The sequence below is a fragment of the Ferrovibrio sp. GW821-FHT12F09 genome, assembly GCF_058806775.1.
In genome coordinates, this window is the sequence record NZ_JBXAPZ010000001.1 from 2,132,991 (window position 1) to 2,155,244 (window position 22,254).

At 63.9% G+C, this 22,254-nt stretch carries 19 protein-coding genes; 9 read left to right on the top strand and 10 right to left on the bottom strand.

What is annotated here, in order from left to right; translation table 11 throughout:
• Position 1: 1 nt before the first annotated feature.
• The gene (locus AC1ROB_RS10545) at positions 2-1,180 is read left to right on the top strand and encodes a DUF1501 domain-containing protein (RefSeq protein WP_492971220.1); all 1,179 of its coding nucleotides are present in this window, start codon (positions 2-4) and stop codon (positions 1,178-1,180) included.
• On the opposite strand, the gene AC1ROB_RS10550 is transcribed toward AC1ROB_RS10545, so the two are convergent.
• The 5 genes from AC1ROB_RS10550 to AC1ROB_RS10570 all read right to left on the bottom strand — a co-directional run bounded on the left by AC1ROB_RS10550 (position 1,177) and on the right by AC1ROB_RS10570 (position 4,400).
• Positions 1,177-1,698: a GNAT family N-acetyltransferase gene (locus AC1ROB_RS10550; protein WP_492971219.1), complete on the bottom strand. Its 522-nt coding sequence runs from the start codon at positions 1,696-1,698 to the stop codon at positions 1,177-1,179. The genes AC1ROB_RS10545 and AC1ROB_RS10550 overlap by 4 nt on opposite strands.
• Positions 1,699-1,765: 67 nt before the next feature.
• Positions 1,766-2,725, bottom strand: coding sequence for a ribonucleotide-diphosphate reductase subunit beta (locus AC1ROB_RS10555; protein ID WP_492971218.1), 960 nt, complete (start codon positions 2,723-2,725; stop codon positions 1,766-1,768).
• Positions 2,726-2,872: 147 nt separating this feature from the next.
• Complete coding sequence (locus AC1ROB_RS10560) at positions 2,873-3,316, bottom strand: MarR family winged helix-turn-helix transcriptional regulator (protein WP_492971217.1); 444 nt, start codon at positions 3,314-3,316, stop codon at positions 2,873-2,875.
• A gap of 58 nt (positions 3,317-3,374) precedes the next feature.
• Positions 3,375-3,797, bottom strand: coding sequence for an Ohr family peroxiredoxin (locus AC1ROB_RS10565; RefSeq protein WP_492971216.1), 423 nt, complete (start codon positions 3,795-3,797; stop codon positions 3,375-3,377).
• 120 nt (positions 3,798-3,917) lie between these two features.
• On the bottom strand, positions 3,918-4,400 hold the full coding sequence (locus AC1ROB_RS10570) for an Lrp/AsnC family transcriptional regulator (RefSeq protein ID WP_492971215.1): 483 nt from the start codon (positions 4,398-4,400) through the stop codon (positions 3,918-3,920).
• Positions 4,401-4,509: 109 nt separating this feature from the next.
• Here AC1ROB_RS10570 and AC1ROB_RS10575 point away from each other — a divergent pair, with 109 nt between their 5' ends.
• Complete coding sequence (locus AC1ROB_RS10575; RefSeq protein ID WP_492971214.1) at positions 4,510-4,758, top strand: DUF6356 family protein; 249 nt, start codon at positions 4,510-4,512, stop codon at positions 4,756-4,758.
• Here AC1ROB_RS10575 and AC1ROB_RS10580 read toward each other — a convergent pair.
• From AC1ROB_RS10580 to AC1ROB_RS10595, 4 genes are all read right to left on the bottom strand, one after another.
• On the bottom strand, positions 4,755-6,203 hold the full coding sequence (locus tag AC1ROB_RS10580; protein WP_492971213.1) for a CoA transferase: 1,449 nt from the start codon (positions 6,201-6,203) through the stop codon (positions 4,755-4,757). The two genes, AC1ROB_RS10575 and AC1ROB_RS10580, sit on opposite strands and share 4 nt — an antisense overlap.
• Positions 6,204-6,257: 54 nt before the next feature.
• On the bottom strand, positions 6,258-7,232 hold the full coding sequence (locus tag AC1ROB_RS10585) for a Bug family tripartite tricarboxylate transporter substrate binding protein (RefSeq protein ID WP_492971212.1): 975 nt from the start codon (positions 7,230-7,232) through the stop codon (positions 6,258-6,260).
• 177 nt (positions 7,233-7,409) lie between these two features.
• On the bottom strand, positions 7,410-8,648 hold the full coding sequence (locus tag AC1ROB_RS10590) for an MFS transporter (RefSeq protein ID WP_492971211.1): 1,239 nt from the start codon (positions 8,646-8,648) through the stop codon (positions 7,410-7,412).
• A gap of 69 nt (positions 8,649-8,717) precedes the next feature.
• Complete coding sequence (locus tag AC1ROB_RS10595) at positions 8,718-9,266, bottom strand: thioesterase family protein (protein ID WP_492971210.1); 549 nt, start codon at positions 9,264-9,266, stop codon at positions 8,718-8,720.
• Positions 9,267-9,443: 177 nt separating this feature from the next.
• Here AC1ROB_RS10595 and AC1ROB_RS10600 point away from each other — a divergent pair, with 177 nt between their 5' ends.
• From AC1ROB_RS10600 to AC1ROB_RS10625, 6 genes are all read left to right on the top strand, one after another.
• On the top strand, positions 9,444-9,986 hold the full coding sequence (locus AC1ROB_RS10600) for a PAS domain-containing protein (protein WP_492971209.1): 543 nt from the start codon (positions 9,444-9,446) through the stop codon (positions 9,984-9,986).
• Between the two features lie 74 nt (positions 9,987-10,060).
• Positions 10,061-11,032 carry an acetamidase/formamidase family protein gene (locus AC1ROB_RS10605; protein ID WP_492971208.1) on the top strand — a complete coding sequence of 324 codons (972 nt, stop codon included), beginning with the start codon at positions 10,061-10,063 and terminating at the stop codon, positions 11,030-11,032.
• Positions 11,033-11,198: 166 nt separating this feature from the next.
• Positions 11,199-11,564, top strand: a complete 366-nt coding sequence (locus AC1ROB_RS10610) for an SPW repeat protein (RefSeq protein ID WP_492971207.1) — start codon at positions 11,199-11,201, stop codon at positions 11,562-11,564.
• 192 nt (positions 11,565-11,756) lie between these two features.
• Positions 11,757-14,219, top strand: a complete 2,463-nt coding sequence (locus AC1ROB_RS10615; protein ID WP_492971206.1) for a TonB-dependent siderophore receptor — start codon at positions 11,757-11,759, stop codon at positions 14,217-14,219.
• A 15-nt stretch (positions 14,220-14,234) separates the two neighbouring features.
• Complete coding sequence (locus tag AC1ROB_RS10620) at positions 14,235-15,443, top strand: PepSY-associated TM helix domain-containing protein (RefSeq protein WP_492971205.1); 1,209 nt, start codon at positions 14,235-14,237, stop codon at positions 15,441-15,443.
• A gap of 19 nt (positions 15,444-15,462) precedes the next feature.
• The gene (locus tag AC1ROB_RS10625; protein WP_492971204.1) at positions 15,463-16,194 is read left to right on the top strand and encodes a DUF4198 domain-containing protein; all 732 of its coding nucleotides are present in this window, start codon (positions 15,463-15,465) and stop codon (positions 16,192-16,194) included.
• A gap of 86 nt (positions 16,195-16,280) precedes the next feature.
• On the opposite strand, the gene AC1ROB_RS10630 is transcribed toward AC1ROB_RS10625, so the two are convergent.
• On the bottom strand, positions 16,281-18,206 hold the full coding sequence (locus AC1ROB_RS10630) for a ribonucleoside-diphosphate reductase subunit alpha (protein WP_492971203.1): 1,926 nt from the start codon (positions 18,204-18,206) through the stop codon (positions 16,281-16,283).
• Positions 18,207-18,771: 565 nt separating this feature from the next.
• Between AC1ROB_RS10630 and AC1ROB_RS10635 the strand changes: the two genes are divergently transcribed.
• Positions 18,772-22,242 carry a coiled-coil domain-containing protein gene (locus tag AC1ROB_RS10635; protein WP_492971202.1) on the top strand — a complete coding sequence of 1,157 codons (3,471 nt, stop codon included), beginning with the start codon at positions 18,772-18,774 and terminating at the stop codon, positions 22,240-22,242.
• The last annotated feature ends 12 nt before the right edge of the window (positions 22,243-22,254 follow it).

Sequence of the window (22,254 nt, forward strand, 5' to 3'; positions counted from 1 at the left end):
CATGGATCGCACAGCATCCTCCGCCACCCGCCGCGATGCCCTCCGCCTGCTCACGCTCGGCAGCGCGGCCACCATGGCCATGCCGCGCATCGCCTTTGCGTCGGCGGCGACGGAAAAACGTTTCGTGTTTTTCATCCTGCGCGGCGGCATGGATGGGCTGGCGGCGATCATGCCGATTGGCGATCCGGGCTTTGCAAGGCTGCGCGGCGAATTCCTCGACCAGCAGACGCCGGTGCCGCTGGATCATGTCTTCGCGCTGCATGCCAATCTGGCGCCGCTGAAATCCTTCTTTGACGCCGGCGATCTGCTGCCGATCCATGCCGTGGCCAGCAGCCATCGCGACCGCTCGCATTTCTCCGCCCAGGACGAACTCGAAGCCGGGCTGGAGCGCCCGACCTCCGGCACGGCGGGCTGGCTCAACCGCCTGCTCGCCGAACATGAGAAAGCCGCCGGTCGTCGCCGTCTCGGCCTCGCGGTCGGCCCCACCGTACCCTTTGCGCTGCGCGGTCCGGTCGGCATCGACTCTGCTGCGCCCGACAAACTGCCCGGCGCGCCGGCGGTGTTCGTCGACCGCATGATGGCGCTGTGGTCGGAAGACACCGTGCTCGGTCCCGCCATGGCGGCGGCGCAGATGGAAGCCGATGCGCCGCGCGAGATGACACGGCCCGGCAGCCTGCAGGCGGTGGTCGGCCTGGCGCAACTGGCGGCGGCGCGGCTGGCGCGACCCGATGGCCCGCGCATCGCCGTGATCGAAATGAACGGCTTCGACACCCACAGCGCCGAAGCCAATCGCCTGGCGCAACAGTTCACCGTGCTGTCGCAGGCATTGGCCGCGCTCGCCGATGGCCTGCGCCCGGTGTGGCGCGACACAGCGATCCTCGCGGTCAGCGAATTCGGCCGCACGGCGATGCCGAACGGTTCGGGTGGCACCGATCATGGCACCGGCGGCGCCGGCTTCCTGCTCGGCGGTGCGGTGAGGGGCGGGCGCGTGCTGGCCGACTGGCCGGGGCTGAAGCAGCCGCAGCTCTATCAGGGCCGCGACGTCGCGCCGACCACGCATCTCACCGCACTGTACAAGGGTATCGCTGCGGCGCATTTCGGCCTCGACGGCGCCGCCACCATGGCGCGGCTGTTCCCCGACAGCGCGCTGGTGCCGACGGCGGATATCATCCGCGGCTAGGGCGCCGGGACGGCACGCTGCATGGCCACGCGGTCGGCGCTGTCGAGACCGGCCTTGTGCTGGCGCGCAATCACAATGCGCAGGTTCGGCCCGATCATGTCGTTCGGGATCGCGGCGAAGCCGAGCCTCGTATAATAGGGCGCGTTCCACGGCACATGGCGGAAGGTGGTCAAGGTCAGTAGCCGCAGGTCCAGGGTCTGCGCCAGCGTCTCGGCTGCCGTCAGCAGCGGCACGGCCAGGCGATGGCCGGCATGGTCAGGGTGGACGTTGATTTCCTGGACATAGAGGCCGTGATCCAGCTCGCTGCAGAGCAGGAAGCCCACTGGCCGGTCGGCAATATCGGCGGCGACGAACAGCGTGCCGTCTTCAACCGCCTCGCGCAGGTCGTCGCCATGGGTCGGTTCATAACTGGCAATGGCCGGATAGCCGACGGCGATGAAAGCCTGGGCGGCGGCGCGTTCGATGTCGCGCAGGTGGCCGGCTTCGGCGCGACGCCCGGGACGGATGCTGTAGGTCATCGGCCATCATAACAAAATGGCCGGGACAAGCCCGGCCATAATGATCTGTAAAACGCGTGACAGGCGATCAGGCGAAGGCGTCTTCCCAGTTGCCCTGGGTCGAGGCCTTGGAATACTCGGTCGCGCGGTTCTCGAAGAAGTTGGTGTGTTCGACACCGTTGAGGATCGCGTCCAGCCAGGGCAGCGGGTTCTTGGCCACCCGATACATCGGCTGCAGGCCGAGCTGCAGCAGACGGCGGTCGGCGGTCCAGCGGATGTAGTCTTTCACTTCCTGCGCGGTCAGGCCCTGCACGCCCTCGATCTCGAAGGCGAGATCGATGAAGGCGTCTTCATGGTCGACGATGGTGGAGCAGGCGACATAGAGGTCGCGCTGGAATTCCTCGTTCCAGACTTCGGGATTCTCGTCCACGAAGGTGCGGAACAGCTTGATGATCGAGTTGGTGTGCAGGCTTTCGTCGCGCACCGACCACGAGATGATCTGGCCCATGCCCTTCATCTTGTTGAAGCGCGGGAAGTTGAGCAGGATCGCAAAGGAGGCGAAGAGCTGCAGGCCTTCGGTGAAGGCGCCGAACACGGCGAGCGTCTTGGCGATATCGGCCTTGGTCTCGACGCCGAACTGCTGCATGTAGTCGTACTTGTCCTTCATCTCCTTGTAGCGGAGGAAGGCCGAATACTCTTCTTCGGGCATGCCGATGGTGTCGAGCAGGTGCGAGTAAGCGGCGATATGCACCGTCTCCATGTTGGAGAAGGAGGCCAGCATCATCTGCACTTCGGTGGGTTTGAACACCCGCGCATAGTGCTTCATGTAGCAGTTGTTCACTTCCACATCGGCCTGGACGAAGAAGCGGAAAATCTGGGTCAGCAGGTTCTTCTCGCCCGGGGTCAGCTTCTTCTGCCAATCCTTCACGTCGTCGGCGAGCGGCACTTCCTCGGGCAGCCAGTGCACGCGCTGCTGGGTCATCCAGGCTTCGTAGGCCCACGGATACTTGAAGGGCTTGTAGACGGGCTTGGAGTCGAGCAGCGACATGGGTTCCTCACTCTGATTCTGAGTGCGGGACTATCGCAATATCTGGTGGCCCAAGGCAAGCCAAAACCCCAAGGGTAGTGGCTGAACCTGTGGATTATGCCGGATTCGACGGTCAGAATTATGACAGCCCGGGCAACCGCCTGTGGATTATTCCGCCACCGCGATCAGGCCGCTGGCCAGGCCGCGCAGCTCGGCCCGCAGGCGGCCGATTTCCTGGGGTTCGAGCGGCAGCAGGCAGCCCAGGCCGGCATGCATCTCGGCCACGGCGGCTTTCAGGTCCCGGCCCCGGTCGGTCAGGCGGATCACCACCTGGCGTTCGTCGTCCTCGGCGCGGGTGCGGGTCAGCAGCCCGGCCTCGGCCATGCGCTTGAGCATGGGGGTCAGCGTGCCGGAATCGAGATAGAGGCGCTCGCCCAGGTTTTTGACGCTCAGCCCGTCCTGCTCCCACAGCACCAGCATGACCAGATACTGCGGATAGGTGAGGCCGAGCGGCTCCAGCCGGTCGCGATAGAGCCGCGTCATCGCATTGGACGCGGCGTAAAGCGCGAAGCAGAGCTGGTGGTCGAGCTTGAGCTGGGTATCGGCGGACATGCGTAAACCGCGGGGTTAGGCGACGCCGGGCCTTGCAGCCCGGCGTCGCGGCACAATGTTAGACAACAGTCTCGAGCGTGGCTTCGATGTTGCCACGGGTCGCCTTCGAATACGGGCAGACCTGATGGGCGGCGGCGGTGAGCGCCTCGGCCTGGGCCTTGTCCATGCCGGGCAGGGCGACCGAGATCTTGGCGTTCAGGCCGAAGCTGGTCTCGTCCTTGCCGATGCCGATGGTCACGGTGACCGTGTTGCCGGCCGGCAGGGTGATCTTCTGGTTGCGGGCGACCAGGCCGAGAGCGCCCTGGAAGCAGGCGGCATAGCCGCTGGCGAAGAAGGTTTCCGGGTTGGCGGCATTGCCGGGGCCACCCAGTTCCTTGGGCATGGCCAGCGTCATGTCGATGATGCCGTCGGCCGACTTGACCTGGCCCGAACGACCGCCGGTGGCGGTGGCAGTGGTGGTGTAGAGCGGGGTGATGGACATTGTTCGTCTCCTGTTGGGTAGCGCGGGGGTGCTCGTTGCTACAGGACAGAAGGTAGCGGGCAATTAGATTGTGTACAAGTTAAATGAATGTGACAGGCGTCACCGGGGGTGGCGTTGGGCCTAGGACAGCGACTGCAGGTCCAGTTTCACCCCGTGCTTGAGACGCTCCATGGAGAAGGTGGAGCTGACGTCGGACAGGCCGGGGACTTCTGAAATCAGTTTCTGGTAGACCCGGTCGTAATGCGCGATATCGCCGACGACGATCTTGAGCAGGTAATCGATATCGCCGCTCATGCGGTGGCATTCGACGATTTCGGGAATGCGCTGCACCCCGCGGGCAAAGGCTTCCAGCCAGGTTTTATTATGCTGGTTGGTCCGGATCGAGACGAAGGCGGTCATGCCCAGGCCCACCGCCGCGGCATTCACCAGGGCGACCCGGCGCTCGATGACCCCGGCTTCCTCCAGCATCTTGATGCGGCGCCAGCAGGGATTCACCGACAGTCCGACCTGGTCCGCGATCTGCTGGATGGGCATGGCCGCGTCATCCTGCAGCAGGCCGAGGATGCGCCGATCTATGGAATCCAGTTTTATTTCTTTCGCCATAAATAGAATAATATCCCATTTTATGGCTATTAAACAGTGGTTTTTGGGAAAGCTGTTGCCCTGGCCCCGGTATCATCCTGGCATGTGATTCGATGCGAGGGGGCATCCTGTGCAGGTCTTTACCGAACATCCCGCTTCTGTTGGCGAAACCTACGCGCAGCATCTGCTGTCGGCGTCGTCCTTCGCCCTGCGCATGGTCTGGGGCGGGATCGCCTGCCTTCTGCACGGCATTTTTCCGTTCCTGTTCACCACGACCGGCAGCGACCAGATCCGCATGCTGCATGAGGCGATGGTGCAGAAGCGGCATCGCCAGCAGGCCGCCGGAGAACGGTCTGACGTTCAGGTCCAGAAAGCCTAGCGCGCCAGCCATTCCGCCCGGTCGCTGCCCAGCGCCGGCGTGGGGCGGGACCAGCGGCAGGGCGTGTGCGACATCCGCAGCACCGGGCCGAGCGTCTTGAGGTCGCCATAGCAGGTGTTGTCGACGCGGACCGCCAGCGCTTCGAATTCATCGGGCGTGAGCTGGCCCGGCGCATCGTTGAAATCGTCGATCAGTCCCTGGCGCTGGAACAGCATGGCGGCCTGACACAGCGACACCTGTACATGATAGCTGCCGCCGTCGCGCGCGCGCCGGGCCAGGGCCAGCATGGCGCCGAAGGTGCCGAGGAAGCCCGTGAGGAAATCGCACATCGGGACAGGCGTCAGCTTCGGCTGCCCGGCTGCCGTCGCCACACCCTGGGTATGGCAGATGCCGGTGATCGCCTGCGCGATCTGGTCCCAGCCGGCGCGAGCGGCGAGCGGCCCGCCGGAGCCGAAGCAGTTCACGCTCACATAGATCAGCCCCGGCCGCAGCGCCGTCAGGTCTTCGACGCCAAAGCCATGCGCCGCCAGTCGGCCGGGGCGATAACCTTCCACCAGCACATCGGCGTTGCGCACCAGTGCGCGGAGTTTTTCGGCCTCGTCGGCGCGGGTGAAATCCAGGAAGCAGCTGCGCTTGCCATGGCTGGTGTCGCGCACGAAGGACGGCACCTGCGGCAGGTCGGGCGCCGTCACCATCAGGACATCGGCGCCATGTTCGGCCAGACCCAGGCCGGCCGTCGGGCCGGCGAGAATGCGCGTCAGGTCGAGGACACGGATACCGGACAGTGGTTGATCGCCACCTGCGGGCAAAGGTTCCGGCGCGCTGTCGGCAACCCGGGTGATCTCGACCACGGGGCGGGATGCCAGATACGCGCCCTGCGGATGGGCCAGCCATTCCTCCGGCGTGAGCACCCTGGCGGCACAGGCATTGGCATCAGCGATTGCGCTGTCCAGTGCGTCGGCAGGCCAGCGCGCCACGGCGGCCCTGATCGATTCCACAGTGTCTTCGCATTTGAGCACATCGAACACCCGACGCTGGAGATGCGGCAGATTGGTATGGGGCAGCACCCATCGCCCATCGGCGGTTTCCCAGGGCTGCGTCATCGACACCATATGCTGCAATGCCGCCGACACCGGAATGGGCTGATAGCGTCCGTCCGTGTCGCGGATCAGGGTCACCGCGCGGCCGGAATGTGATGTCGCCGCCGCCGCACGGGCATCGACGCTGAGGGTCTGCCGCGCGCCGGTGCGCAATTCCCAGAGATCGTTGGCCGCCACGCCCCTGGCGGCCAGCGCCATCGCCAGCGTTTCACCGATGCGGAAGGGGCTGCGAAACAGCGGGTCGTGACCGGTGATGGTGACTTCGCCGGCCGCGAGCCTGCGGCCGGCGCGGATCGCCATCAGCTCGGCAAAGGCGCCTGACGGGTCTTGCACTGCGGATGCCATCTTTTTGGACTCTGGCTTCTGTTTACTCTGGCCGACGGGCGGGTTGAGCGTCGATCACTCAGCCTGGATGTTTTTCTCGCGGATCAGCGTGCCCCATTTCTTCATTTCGCTCGCCACGAAGGCGGCAAATTCGGCGCGGCCCGGCCCGCTGGCCGTCACGCCTTCCTGGGCGAAGCGCTCCCTGACATCGGGCAGTTCCAGGATGGTGCGGATTTCCTTGTGGATGGCGTCGAGCAATTGCGGATCGGTCTTGCCCGGGGCGAAGACGCCAAACCAGTTGATCGCTTCGAAATCGCTGTAGCCCAGTTCCACCATGGTCGGCACATTCGGCAAAGCGGGATTGCGCTGGCGACCTGAGACCGCCAGTGCACGGATGCGGTCGGCCTTGATCTGTGGGATGGCCGAGCTGGGATTGTCCCAGAAGCCATCGACCTGGCCGGACAGGGTGTCCATCGCGGCAGCGCTGCCGCCTTTATAGGGGACGTGGTTGATCTCGGTGCCGAGGTTGATCGCCATCAACGCCAGCGCGATATGGGTGAGCGTGCCGGAACCGCCCGAGGCCAGGGCGAGCTGGCCGGGTTTGGCCTTGGCGTAGGTCGCCATGCTGGCGAAATCGGGGAAGGGCTTACTCTTGGCCGTGGTCAGCACCAGCGGGTTGGAGACCACCAGGCCCACAGGCGCGAGATCTTTTTCGGAATCATAGGGCAGCTTGGGGAAGAGGGCCGGGTTGGTGGCGAAGATGGCGCCGGTCAGCAGCAGCGTGCGGCCATCGGCCGGCGCGCGGGCGACCAGGCTGGTGCCGATCTGGGTGCTGGCGCCGGCCCGGTTTTCAATGATGAAGGTTTTGCCGGTGCGTTCGTTCAGTTTCTGCCCGATCGTCCGCGCCGCGATATCGGCAATATTGCCGGCGGTGTAGGGAACCACGATGGTGGTGGTGCCGGCCGGCGGCCAATCGACCGCCATCGCAGAGGGGCTGACTGCCAGGACGGCCAGTGCGGCACAGAGCGCGGAATGGAAACGTGAGAACATGGAGACCTCTCTGGGGTGTCTGGGGCGCTTGTGAGTATCTGCATAAGATTTATGCAGGTCGCGCTTGTGGCTGTTTGTTAGCCTAGAGAGCTCACGCATCTTGCTGAAATAGTTTGATCCGATGCCAGCTATCTGAATGAGAGATAGCTGTATGCCCGATCCAGATCGGATCAATCGCTAGCCGGTCGCGCGATCCAGATTGCGCTGCCGCCGCAGGTCGGGGAACAGGCGGGCCCAGAGGATGGCCACACCGATGGCGCCGAAGCCGCCGGCCACCACCGCCACCACCGGGCCGAACAGATGCGCGACCGTGCCGGCGCGGAATTCGCCGACTTCGTTCGAGGCGCCGATGAACACCGAGTTCACCGCATTCACCCGTCCACGTACGTCATCGGGTGTCCAGAGCTGCATGATGGTCTGACGGATGGTGACGCTGATCATGTCGGCCGCGCCGACCAGCGCCAGTGCCGGCACCGAAATCCAGATCGATGTGGAGAGGCCGAAGATGACGGTGAAAAGTCCGAACAGCGAGACGAAGATGAACAGCAGCCGTCCGGCATGGTCGCGGATGGGAAAGGCGACGAGCACCAGCGTCATCGCAATGGCGCCGACGCCGGGAGCGGAACGCAGCAGACCGAGTTCGACCGGTCCGGCCTGCAGAACATCCTTGGCATAGACCGGCAGCAGCGCCACGGCGCCGCCCATCAGGACGACGAAAAGATCGAGCGAGATCGCACCGAGGATGATCCGGTTGGCGAAGATGAAGCGCACGCCGGCCAGAACGTCATCCATGCTGCGGGCCTGGCTGGACTGGCGCTGCGCCGGCCTCGGGATGCAGGCGATACAGGCCAGCGCGATCGCGATGAGCGCGGCAGAGGACAGGAAGGTGTAGGCCGGGCCGACCGCATAAAGCAGGCCGCCCATGACCGGGCCAAGGATCGCGGCGAACTGGATGCCGGAGGCATTGATGCTTATTGCATTGGCGAGTGCGGTTGCCGGCACCAGATTGGGCAGCAGCGACTGCGAGGCCGGATTCCAGAAGGCACGCGCCAGGCCGAAAGCCAGCAGCAGGGCAAAGATCATCCAGACCTTGTCGGTATGGGCGGTCGCCAGGATGAAGAAGCCGATGGCGCAGGCCAGCATCAGGGTAAGGCAAAGCCCCATGATGATGCGGCGGTTGTAGCGGTCGGCAATCAGGCCGGTCACCAGGAACAGCAGCAGCGATGGCAGGAACAGGCTCAGCCCCACAAGGCCGAGCAGGAAGGGCTCGCCCGTGGTGTCGTAGATCTGCCAGGCGACGGAAACGGAAATAATCTGTATGGCGAAGCGCACCGCCAGGGTTCCGAACCAGTAAAGACGGAAGCCGGTATGGCCAAAGGCCTGCGCGGCGGGATCGCCGGTTCTGGACACAAACATCACGTCACACCTTAGGGAGAGGACCCGTCCGTTGCCAGTGTCCGGGGACCTGGACGGCCCCTGATGCCGTCATCCTGCCGCCTGTTCCTCCTGCCGCAGGGTCTGGCTCAGGCTGTCGCAGCTGCGGTTCCATTCCAGCAGCCACTCCGGCAGGGACGGCGAGATCGGGCTCATGCCGATGACGGCGGCAAAGTCGCCCGGTTTCACCGGACCGCCGGGCGCCTTGAACAGGCCGCGGATGACGACCACGCCCAGCACCCGGCCCTGACGCAGGAAGCGGTGCTCGATGAAGGTCCATTTCTCGTCCCAGCCCAGAATCCGGGTGGTCAGGTCGAAGCGCTCGAACAGCTTCAGGTCGCGGCGGAATTTCGCCATGGAATCGCCCACGATCGGCAGCGCCCGCATCCGCCAGGCCGCTTTGCCCGCACCACTGCGCAGCACGTAGTCCATGCGCCCCACATCGGCGAGCGTCAGGTAGCGGCCGTTGTTGATATGGCCGTTGAAGTCGAGATCATTGGGCAGCACGGTCATGCGGATCGTGCTGGTATCGAGCGGACTGACGCGTCCGCGCCGCCACACGGTCAGCAGCATCCAGATCAGCCGGAACCATAAATTCATCGTCGTCGCCTCCGCTTGCTGCAGCGATTAGAAGCGAGTGCGACCGGATTGCAAGTTTGCGCAAGGGAAGCAGGCCGGTAACAGTATGGCGGTGGCCGGGTCCGGGGCAGGATTACCAAGACGTAACTACCGGACCGTCGATCGATCCTTTAGACCAGCCTCATGAACGCCATTCCCATGCTGCCCGACCTGTCCCAGCGCAATATCGCAGCGCTGCAGGGCTTTTTGCCGAAAGTGCAGTCGCCGCGGCTGGCCGCGTTCATTCGTTACATGCTGACGATCCATCCCGTCGACCGCCTGCCGGCGCGCCGCGACTTCGACCCGCTGGGCATCCCCGCGCTGCTGTCCGGCGTCGTCCTGGTCACGGTGCATCGCGAAGACGGCCGGACGCGGTTCAAGATGAAGGTCGTCGGCCAGGATGTGATGGATGCCTCACCGGTCCGCAACGCGAACCGCTATCTCGATGACATCGTCGCCGAACTGCCCAACTCCTCCATCATTATCCGGAGCAGGCAGGCGGTCCTCGATACCGGCCATGCCTATCTGCGGCAGGGGCCGCCGACCATGCCCTTCACCTTCAAGATGACCATCCTCGAATATGCCCACTGCCCGCTGGCGGATGACGGGCAGACCATCGATCACATCGTCTCGTTCTTCACCTACAAGTCGCAGGAGAGCGATCTTTCGCCCCGAGATCCGTCCCGGTCGGTGGACGTTTAGCGGCACCGGCTGTAGTCGGCCTGCGGATGGATCGGCTAGTCTGCGATCATTCAACCCAGACAGCAGACAGGCCGATGACCGATCACAGGCTGGATCCCACTCCCGATACCGTCCACTGGGGCTTTTTCGACGCCACGCTGCAGCCGGTGCTCACCGTCGCATCGGGGCAGAGCGTCACCATCCGCACGGTTTCCGGCGGCGCCGAGGTGATTCCGCCACAGAGCGCCAGCCTGGCCGTGCTGCCCGAACATCGCACCATCGTCGAAACGCTGAAGCCGGTGCTGCCGGGCCATATCCTCACCGGGCCGGTGGCGGTGGAAGGCGCCGAACCCGGCGACGTGCTGGAGGTGCGCATCGACGACGTGCGGCTGATCCAGGACTGGGGCTGGAACGTCAACCGGCCGCTGCGCGGCGCGCTGCCGCATCGCTTTCCCGATGGCCGCCTGCTGCATATCCCGATCAACCGCAATGCGATGACCGCCACCTGTCCCTGGGGCTCCGTTGTACCGCTGCGGCCGTTCTTCGGCGTGATGGGCGTGTCGCCGCGGCCGTCCTATGGCCGCGTCTCCACCATCGAGCCGCGCGAATACGGCGGCAATATCGACAATCGCGAACTGATCGCCGGTACGGTGCTGTATCTGCCGGTCTTCGTGCCGGGTGCGCTGTTCTCCACCGGCGATGGCCATGCCTGCCAGGGCGATGGCGAGGTGAATCTCACAGCCCTGGAAACCGCACTGGAAGGCGACTTCACCCTGGTGCTGCACAAGGGCCGCAGCCTGCCGCGGCCGCGCGCCGTGACGCCGACGCATCTCATCACCATGGCCTTCGATCCCGATCTGGACGATGCGGCGACCCGCGCGCTGGAAGACATGATCGACCTGCTGGGTGCGGCGGCCGGCATGGCGGCGAACGACGCCTATGCGCTGTGCAGCCTGGCCTGCGACCTGCACATCACCCAGCTGGTCGATGGCAACAAGGGCGTGCATGCCATGCTGGCTTTCGATGTGCTGCCACGCCTCGACCGTGCGGCCATCGCCGGCTTTTGACCGGAAATCGGCCGGAAACTGACGGAGGGCAGTATGCCCTCTGGCGAAACAGCCCGGCGCGCCCTATCTGAATCATGACGCCGTGCCGCAGGCACGGGGGGACCTGTCGCTGCACGGCCTTTTCAACGGATGTCCGGCCTTTGCTGTCATCCTGCAGGAGGTTGTCGTGGCCCATATCACGCATCGCGAACCGCAATCGCGTCGCTGGCAGGACTGGGCCAATATGGCGCTCGGTGCGCTGCTGGCGGTTTCGCCCTGGCTGCTCGGCTATACCGGGCTGGACGGCGCCACCATCAATGCCCTCATCATCGGCCTGCTGATCTTCGCGCTTTCGGCGCTGGCCTTGACCCTGCTGGACCGCTGGGAAGCCTATATCAGCGGCCTGCTCGGCATCTGGGCGGCGCTGTCACCCTGGCTGATCGGCTTCACCCGTTATGACGTGGCGACGCTGACCCATCTGCTGCTCGGTCTCGCCATCGTGCTGATCGCTGCCTACGAGGTCTGGCAGTCGGAGAAGCTCGACGCTGTCTGACGGTATGTTTGCTGGAGGGAACCAATAGCGGCGCAAATCGGGACTGCGAGCCAGCAAGATTTGAAGCCGTATAGTGGGCAAGGGGATGACGACACGCTATTGCGAATAAATTGCAAATCCTGTATGCAAATTGCGAATGCAAGGCATTAGTGGTGGCCCTCTAGGGGGCCACTGCTTTTTTGGGGAAGAGTTATGGAAAAGTCGAAGAGAGTGGTCACCCGCGATATGGCTCGGCGGTGTGGTGGAGCCTATGCCGTTTTGCTGCTTGCCAGTACGGCGATGTTGATCACGCTCCAGCCGGGATTTGTACTAGCCCAACCGGCACCGGGTCAGACCGCGCAGCAGCCACGATCCTTCAATATTCCGGCGCAGCCGCTGGCCAGCGCCATCCGCCAGTTCTCGGAGCAGTCAGGGTTGCAGTTCACTTACGCAACCGAAGACCTGCAAGGGGTCACCACCCGAAGCCTGACCGGCGCCTATCCCGTCGATGCCGGCTTAAACGCCCTGTTGCAGGGAACCGGCATTGCCTCGCGTTATACCGCAACCACCACGGTTTCGCTGTTCAAGGTGCCGCCGGGCAGCGATGCCGCAGTCTTGCCGCCGGTCGTGATCGAGGGAAAACGAACGAATCCCCTGAATGCTGCCCAGGCTGCACCGGATGTTTATGCGGGCGGGCAGGCGGCACGCGGGGCTCGACTTGGGGTTCTTGGCAACCGCGATTTCATGGATACGCCTCTCAGTATTACAAGCTTCACTTCACAGTTCGTCGAGGACCAGCAGGCGACCACTGCTGCCGACGTCGTCGGTAACGATCCTTCGGTTCGGGTGAGCGGTCATTCGGGCGGCATGCTGGACGCTTACTTCATCCGTGGATTCCCCGTCAATGAAGGCAATATCGGCGACATGGCCTTCGATGGCGTTTACGGCGTTGCACCGACCTACCGCATTCTGACCGAATACGCCGAGCGTATTGAAGTGGTCAAAGGCCCCACCGCTTTTCTTTATGGCCTAGCACCGAACAGTGCTGTCGGCGGCGCGATCAACATCGTTCCCAAGCGTGCACTTGACAGCGACCTCACCCGTGCAACCTTGGATTTCGCAGAAGACTCGCAGTTTGGTGGCAAGGCGGATGTAAGCCGGCGTTATGGCGAGAACCGTGAATTCGGCATCCGTGCTAATACCAGCTACCATGGGGGTGATACGCAGCTCGACAACCAGTCAAAGGAATCCACCGTTGGCGCGGTGGCATTTGACTATCGCGGCGAGAAGATCCGCTTTTCCGCCGATGTGATCGCGCAGGAAGAAAAATGGAATGCCCCGTCGCGTCCGCTTTTCCTTGCTGCCGGTCTTGGGGGAGTGGTTCCCTCCGCGCCGGACGCCCGCCGCAACATCACGCAGAAGTGGGAGTGGTCTGAACTTTCAGATCAGGCGCTGCTGCTCAAGACTGATTTCAATCTTTCAGAAAATGTTCTGGTCTTTGCCAATTTCGGCGGCGGACATTCCGAGGTTGCGCGGCTGTTCGGAACGCCGTCAGTCACCACCGCAAACGGGGCCACCACCGTGACGCCGCAATATTTCCTGTTCGATATCAATCGCGTTGTCGCTGATGTGGGGACGCGGGTGAAATTCGATACCGGAACGGTCAACCACACGGCAACGGCGCAGGTGACCGGATACCACGATGACATCTCACGCGGCTCCACCAATGGAACGGCTTACACCACGAATATTTACAATCCGATCGACCGACCGGCGCAGAGTGTGGCGCGACCCGCCGCGGTACCGAAGCTTTCGGAGACCGACCTGGTTGGCGCCGCTGTGTCCGACACTTTGTCCATTCTCGATGAGCGGGCCCAGTTGACGCTTGGCATGAGAAGTCAGCGCATCGAAGGCAACAACTTTGCGGCAACCGGGATTACCACATCGGCGTATGATGATAAGGCTAACAGCCCGTTCGCTGGTGTTGTGGTGAAGCCGTGGAAGGATGTATCACTATACGCGAGCTATATCGAGGGGCTGAGCAAGGGCGATGTGGCGCCGGCGGGTTCGACCAATGTGGGTGAAGTGCTGGCGCCTTACATCTCGGAGCAATATGAAGCTGGTGTGAAGTTCGATTTTGGCCGGATGGCAACAACGCTTAGTGTGTTTCAGCTGACCAAGCCATCGGGACAGCTAGTAAACAGCGTCTACAGCGCTGGCGGCGAACAGCGCAACCGAGGTGTGGAACTCAGTGCGTTCGGTGAGATTACGCCGAGCGTACGTCTGCTTGGCGGTATCACTCTGATCGATGCTGAGCTGACCAAGACGAACTCCGCGACAACTATTGGCAATCGGCCGGTCGGGGTTCCTGAAGTAATGGCCAACCTCGGCCTCGAATGGGACCTGCCATATATCCGCGGACTGACTTTGGGCGCCAGTCTCGCCTATACCGGGCAGCAGTATGTGAACGCGGCGAACACCCAGAACGTGCCATCCTGGACGCGGCTGGATTTGGGAGCGCGCTATTCGACTGAGATCGTGCGTACGCCGGCCACCTTCAGGTTTATGGTGCGTAACGTCACCGACGAGAATTACTGGTCGGGCGTGTCGAGTTTCGGCGGTCTCGGCCAGGGATTGCCGAGGACGGTGATGCTTTCCACCAGCTTCGACTTCTAGGTCGGCGCCGGCTGCATGCGCCCACTGTTAGGTCGGTTGCATCGATGGGTCGGCCTGGCGCTTGCAGGCTTTCTCTTCGTATCTGGCCTGAGCGGTGCGGTAATCGCCTGGAATGACGAAATCGATTCCTACCTAAACCCGTATCTCAAGCGGGCCTCGGAGGCGCCGCGCTTTGACGCGGCCGAATTGGCCCGCAGACTGGAAGAGTATGATCGGAGAGTGCGAGTAACCTATCTGCTCCTCGCGCCAAAAGCAGGCGGGCCAATCTCGATCTTTGTGCAGCCGCGCATCGATCCCATCACCGGTCATGCCTTCCAACTGGATTTCGATCAGGTTTTCATCGATCCGGTGACAGCCGAGGTACTGGGACGGCGCAGCCGCGAAGCGGTCTGGCCGCTGACGCGAGAAACCTTCATTCCTTTTGTCTACCGCCTGCATCACAGTCTACATATGCCGGCGGTGGGCGGAATCGAGCGCATCGGACGCTGGATTACGGGCGTGATCGCACTGGCCTGGACAATCGATTGTCTGGTCGGCTTCCTGCTGACCATGCCGGGCAGGGCGCACCTCCATGATTTCGCGCAGCGTTGGGGACGTGCCTGGGTTGTCCGCGGCGGTTCACGCTATCGCTGGAATTTTGACAGGCACCGGGCGATCGGCGCTTGGATCTGGCCGTTGCTGTTCTGTATGGCCTTCACCGGGTTTTCTGTGAATCTCTACAGAGAAATATTCTATCCCGTGCTGTCCACAGTTTCGCAGGTTACGCCGACACCCTCTGATCTACGCAAGCCGTCCAGTGCTCCGATCGAGCCGCAATTCTCCTTTGCCGATATTCAGGGCATTGCGACGGCAGTTGGGCAGCAGCGCGGCTGGGCCTTGCCGGTTGGTGCGATCGTCTATACGCCCCGCACCGGTATTTACCAGGCTAGATTCTTTGCCGCGGGACAGGAGCGTGGCGCACCCGGGCTGGGCCCGATACGGCTGTTCTTCGATGGGGCGAGCGGTGCATTGCTGGGCGAGCGGTTGCCCGGCGAAGGCACGGCGGCGGATTTGTTCGTTCAGGCGCAGTACCCTGTTCATTCTGGTCGTGTCCTGGGTTTGCCAGGACGGATCGCAGTGACGGTCCTTGGCCTGCTGACGGCAGTTCTGTCGGTGACCGGCGTGGCCATATGGCTGATGAAAGTCCGGGCACGCCAGTCTCGCCGCTCGGCTGTGATGAGTTAGTGAGCAACAGGAGCATGAGATGACGAAGACGATGATATCGCTGTCGGCCCTCGCGGTTGGTTTTCTGCTTGGTTTGACCGGTGATGTTGCGGCCCATTCCATGTGGCTGGTGGAGACGGCCGACACTTTGGAAGTACAGTATGGTCACGAGAACGCCCTCGATCCCTACAAGCCGGACAGGGTGATCGATATCCGGGCCGTCTCGCCTGACGGCACAACACTTGCGACATCGGTGCAGAAAAACGAAACCACTGTGACGATCAGAGCAATGGGTGCGGCTCTCGTCAGCACGGTTTACGACAACAAGAACTGGACCAAGTCAGCGTCCAAAGGCTGGGTTAACCTGCCGCGATCCGAAGTCCCTGACGGCTCCCAGTCCGGTCAGTCGGTGAAGTTCACTAAGATCTATTTGGCATCGTTTCCCAATTTCGGGAAACCGCTGGGGCATGTGCTGGAGATTATGCCGCAGTCCGATCCCGCCACCCTTAAAGCGGGCGACAAGCTCAGCGTGCAGATCCGACTGAATGGCAAGCCGCTGGCCGGCGCCAAAGTCGCGACCAACATGTTCGACTACAGTTCCGGGGCCAAGCCAGCAACAACCGACGCGAAAGGTATGGTGACAGTGACTGTCCCATCCCGGAAGCTGGCCGGCATCGAGATTGAGCATTTCGCGAAAACTGAACCAGCGGGCCCAACAGACGGCACCTGGTACACCGCATCGATTACATTCCGCGTTGCGTCGACACGCTGAACCTAAGCAGACCCACGAAATAAAACGGCCCGGGAGCGATCCCGGGCCGTTTCTGGTTTCACGCCAGTCTTACTGGCAGGCCAATCTTACTGGCAGGACAGGCATTCGTCGTAATCGACGGCTTCGCGAGGGCCACCGCCGGCTGCCGCCATGGCGGCCAGCGGCAGTTCGACCTGCGGCATGTCGAGATGGCCCGGGCCCTGCGGGCGCTCGCCTTCATTGACCTTGCCGACCAGCGGGATCGAAACCACGTTCGGCGCGGCGGCGTCGGTCTTGCCCGACACCGTCTCGGCGCGCTGGATTGACAGCGAGCGGCAGTAGTAGAGGCTCTTCACGCCCTTCTTCCAGGCCTGGAAGTGGATCTGGTGCAAGTCGCGCTTATGCACATTGGCCGGCAGGAAGATGTTCAGGCTCTGGGCCTGGCAGATGAACGGCGTGCGATCGGCGGCCAGATCGATCAGCCAGCGCTGGTCGATCTCGAAGGCGGTGCGGAACACGGCCTTCTCGTCATCCGACAGGAAGTCGAGATGCTGCACCGAACCACCGTTGGTGGTGATCGACGACCAGGTGTCGTCGTCGTTCTTCTCGTACTGCTCCAGCGTCTTCTCGAGATAGCGGTTGCGCACCGAGAAGGAGCCCGACAGCGTCTTGTGCGTGAAGGCATTGGCCACGTTCGGCTCGATGCCCGGGCTGGCGCCGCCGGCAATGATCGAGATCGACGCGGTCGGCGCGATCGCGATCTTGTGCGAGAAACGCTCCATGATGTTGTACTCGGCCGCGTCCATGCAGGGACCGCGCTCTTCCGCCAGCTTGCGCGAGGCGGTATCGGCCTGGTCCTTGATATGCTTGAAGATGGTGCGGTTCCACACCTTGGCCATCACGCTTTCCCACGGCACGCCATTGGCCTGCAGGAAGGAGTGGAAGCCCATCACGCCCAGGCCGACCGAACGCTCGCGCTCGGCGGCATAGCGCGCCTTGCTCATGCTGTCGGGCGCATTGGCGATGAAGTCGCTCAGCACATTGTCGAGGAAGCGCAGGCAATCCTCGATGAACAGCGGGTGTTCCTTCCATTCATGGAAGTATTCCAGGTTCAGCGACGACAGGCAGCACACGGCCGTGCGCTGCACGCCATGATGATCGATGCCGGTCGGCAGCGTGATCTCGCTGCACAGGTTCGAAGTCTTGACCCGCAGGCCGGCCAGCTTGTGCTGTTCCGGCAGGGCACGGTTCACATGGTCGATATAGACCAGATAGGGCTCGCCGGTCTCGATGCGGGCGGTGAGGATGCGGATCCACAGCGCGCGGGCCGAGACGGTACGCTGCACGGTCTGGTCATGCGGGCTCAACAGGGCCCACTGTTCATCGGCTTCCACGGCGCGCATGAAGGCGTCCGAGATCAGGATGCCGTTATGCAGGTTGAGCGCCTTGCGGTTCGGGTCGCCGCCGGTCGGGCGGCGGATCTCGATGAATTCCTCGATTTCCGGATGGTCGACCGGCAGGTAGCAGGCGGCCGAACCGCGACGCAGCGAACCCTGCGAGATCGCGAGAGTCAGGCTGTCCATCACGCGGATGAAGGGAATGATGCCCGAGGTCTTGCCGTTCTGACCGACCTTTTCGCCGATCGAGCGCAGGTTGCCCCAGTAGCTGCCGATACCGCCGCCGCGCGCCGCCAGCCAGACATTCTCGTTCCACAGGCCGAGGATGCCGTCGAGGCTGTCGTTGGCTTCGTTCAGGAAGCAGGAGATCGGCAGGCCGCGGTTGGTGCCGCCATTCGACAGCACCGGGGTGGCCGGCATGAACCAGAGCTTGCTGATATAGCCGTAGATGCGCTGGGCATGGGCGGTGTCATCGGCATAGTGGCCGGCCACACGGGCGAACAGGTCCTGGTAGGACTCACCGGGCAGCAGGTAGCGGTCGTCGAGCGTAGCCTTGCCGAAATCGGTCAGCAGGCGGTCGCGGCTGCGGTCGACGTCAACGCGGATGCCGCGTTCGGTTTGCAGAGTGTCCAGCACGGATTTGCTTCCCCTCAATTATCGCGGTCCGTCGGTCCCTGAATCGGGAGTGGCCGGACCGGCCGTAGATCAGTGAATCTCAAGGTTCCGTCCGTTGCTCTGTCCCGGCGGCCGCGCACCCCGCCCTTTCACCTTCGAAAACCCCACAAAAACAGCCCCGAATGGGCTCTCGAAGGCGGCGCAGCGTCGTCACGAAACAGGTCCAACGAACACAACATATGGTACTCAGAGTTAAGAGAGGGTCAATACAGTGTATGTGACACAGTTGTAAAAAAACCGGTTGACGGACTCAGCGCAGCGTGAACCCCCTTATTTTATGCCGTGTCGCGCACGGCGAGCATTTTTCGGGCGGCGCGAAAAAGGTTATCCCCGCTATCCACAGGGTGCTCTTCGACTCCGTTTCCCGGCCTTCGGGCAAGGCGCTGTTAACTATTCGCCCCCTAAATATGGCGTGCTACCGGCGCGGGTTTTCCGCCTCGCCCCGGCCTTTGTGTGTTTCAATGCGGAAGATGACGCGATCCGACCGGGCCGGAACTCATTTCCGGGCCTGACGGGGGAGGCTGCGATGCTGATCAAACACCCGCGCGCCGATATGGCCGCGAATGCCAACAAGCCGGCCCATGAAGCCGCGCTGGAAGAGGCGGGCAACCGCGCCGCCGCACTGATCGGTCAGCCCGGACTGGAGCGCCAGCGCCTGATCCTGGTGAGCATCGGCGCCGGTGTCAGCCTGCTCTGGCTGCTGCTCTGCACGCTTTATATCGACAACTCCATCGGCTGGACCAATCTCTGGCATGCGCTGCCCCATGAAGTGGGCGCCTTCATCGCCGGCGTGGCCGCGCCGCTGGCCTTCCTGTGGCTGATGCTGCTGAACATGTGGCGCGGCATGGCGATCAAGCGCCAGGCCGCCGCCCTGCACGAAATCCTGCTCGACCTGAGCTATCCGACCCCGGAAGCCGAGCGCCGCGTCTCCGCGCTGGCCGGCTCGCTGCGCCGCCAGGCCCGCGAGATGGAAGAGGCGGCGCAAAGCGCCACCGACAAGATCGCCACCCTGGGCGACACCATGGCTGGCCAGCAGCAGGCGCTGATGGCCGCCGCTGCCGGTGCCGGCGAACAGGTGGCGCTGCAGGCCCGCCAGATCGGCGGCACGCTGAACCAGTCGTCGCAGGCGCTGCTGGCGGCTGCCGACCAGGTCAACCGCGATCTCGACAATACCGTGAAGGGCCTGGCCGGCCGCTTCGAAGAGCAGAGCCGCGCGCTGGTCGATGTCGCCGACAAGGTCGGGACCGAGATGAACGCCAAGGTGTCGGGCATCGGCCAGACCGTCTCGACCCAGGCGCAGGTGCTGCTGCAGGCCGCCGATGTGATCGTGCGCGAAGTGGAAACCGCGCGCGGCATCTTCCAGAACAAGGCCTCGGAAATTTCGCGCATCACCTCGGCCATCCAGTTCCAGAACGAGCGCGTGGATGAGCTGTCGCGCCGCCATGGCGAGTTGATGGACCAGGCAGTGAACCGCGCCGCCGAAGTGGCGCAGCAGATCGCCGCCCAGCTGGAGCAGAAGATCGTCACCCTGGAACAGGCGGTCACCCGCGCCGGCGGCGAAGCCGGCCGCATCGGTCTCGGCTTTGCCGAATCCGCCCAGATCATCACCACGGCGGCGGAAGTCACCGTGGCGCGTGCGACCGCCGCGAGCGAGAGCTTCGGCCGCGAAAGCCAGCTGTTCAGCAGCGCCAGCCAGAAGGTGATCGACAGCGCCGAGGCCGCCGGCACCGTGCTGCGCGAGCGCGTGCGCGAGATCGAGCATGCCACTGGCACCACCATCGGCCGCATCCGCGATATCGGCGAGACGATCCGCTCGGAAGTCGGTGCGCTCGACGAACAGGGCGCCCGCGTGTCCGAGAAGCTGCGCCTGTCGGCCGACGACATGCGCACCCGCACCAACGCCCTGGAACAGGCCGGTGCAGCCGCCACCCAGCAGGCCGAGAGCTTCGCTGAAGCCGCCACCCAGGCCGAACAGCGCCTGAAGCTGACCGGCAACCTGGTGCGTCACCAGTCCGACCAGCTCGCCGCGGCGGCCGAACAGGCCGACCAGCGTCTGGCCCAGGCCGGCGATGCCCTGCGCCGCGAAGGCGCTAACATGACCTCGACCCTGCAGCAGATCTCCGATCGGGCGCTGCGCACCGGTGACGAGCTGAAGCAGCGCGCCGATACCCTGGACGAAACCGCTGGCCGCGCGCTGGGCAAGATCGGCGACGCCGACGACAGCATCAAGGCGCGCATCGAAAGCCTGGCGGCGGCCGGCCGTGAGGCGCTCAACATGGCGGCCCAGGTGCAGGACACCATGGCGCAGGCGAATGCGCTGCTGGCCCAGGCCACCCAGCGCACCGACGACCAGGTCGGTGCCGCCGGCACATTGCTGCGCGGCCATGCCGAACAGTTCGGCGTCACCATCGATGGCGTTGCCAAGCGGATTGCCGAAACCGGCACTTCGGTGCGCGATCAGGTCGACGGCCTCGACCAGGCTGCCGCCCGCACGGCCCAGCGCCTGCGCTCGGCCGGCGAAAGCGCCGGTCAGGATGCCGTGCAGCTGCAGGCTGCCGCTGAACGCGCCTCGCAGCGCCTGCATCAGGTGAGCGAGACCGCGCAGGTGCAGGCCCATGCGCTCAGCGCCGCTGCCGAACGCGCGGCGATGGAATCGCAGCTGGCCGGTAGTGCCGCGCAGGCCCGCGCCAAGGACCTGCAGGATCTGGCGCTCAGCGTGGCCGAGGCCATGGCGACGCTGGCCGAGAAGGCGTCGGCCCAGACCGGTGCGCTGGTCGCGATGAGCGACAAGGCGCAGATGGAAGTGGTGGCGCTGAATGCCGCCGCCGAGAAGGCGACCGGCAGCATCAACACCGCCGGCGATACCGCACGCGTCCGCTCGGTGGAACTGGGCGAGGCGGCGCAAAGCGTGGTCGACCGCACGCTGGAGCTGCGTAGCACCATCCATGAGCAGGCCGGCGCGCTTACATCTCTTTCGAGCGAACTTACGCGTCAGGCCGAAAACATCCGCGAGAATTTCCGCGGCCGGGTGCAGGAACTGGCCGAGGCCTCCGATGCGGCGATCCTCAAGACCGCCAATATCGGCGACAGCTTCCGCCGCCAGGCCCAGGAAGTCTCCCGCGTGTCGGACGAAGCGGTCAACCGCGTCGAGCAGGTGGGCGCCACCTTCGACGCCCGCGCCCGCGAGATCAATCTCGCGGTCGGCAATGCCTCGGGCCGCATCGACGATGCCAGCGAAGTGCTGCGCAACCGTACGCGCGAGCTGGCCAATATCGTGGAAGACGCGATGAAGCAGACCGACCGGATGAGCGACGGTTTCCGTCGCCAGGCCGACGAGGTGGATACGCGCTCCTCGCGCCTGTCGGAAAAGGTCACCGAGATCGGCGAACGCATGGCGCGGACCGGCAACGAGTTCAGCGCCATCACCGACCGCGCCTCGGCGCGCGCGGTGGAGACCGCCGAGATACTGGGTCAGCGGGCGCAGGAGCTGTCCTCGGCGGCGGCGCGGGCCGCCAGCGAAGCAGCTTCGGCCGAAGCCAGCCTCAAGGCCGATTCAAAGGCGCTGTCCGAAGCCGCGCGCACCGCCAGCATCGAGGCCGAAGCCTTGCGCAAGGCCACCCAGGCGCTGCGCGGCGAGCAGTTCCTCAAGACGGCGGCGTTTGTCACCGGCCATCTCAACTCGATGGCCATCGACATCACCCGCCTGCTCAACCGCGACCTGTCGGAAGACCTGTGGCGCCGCTACTACAAGGGCGAGCGCGGCTTGTTCACCCGCAAGCTGATCGACCAGCGCGACCTCGACAAGATCCGCGACAAGTATCAGGAGAATGGCGAGTTCCGCGACTTCACTGAACGCTACATCGCCGAATTCGAGCGTGTGCTGGCCGGCGCCAAGGGCGTGGAGCATGAAGAGCTGCTGACCTCGGCCTTTGTGACCGCCGATATCGGCAAGGTCTACCTGCTGCTGCGCGAGGCGGTGGGCAAGTCGCGGCAGTGACGCTAAACTGTC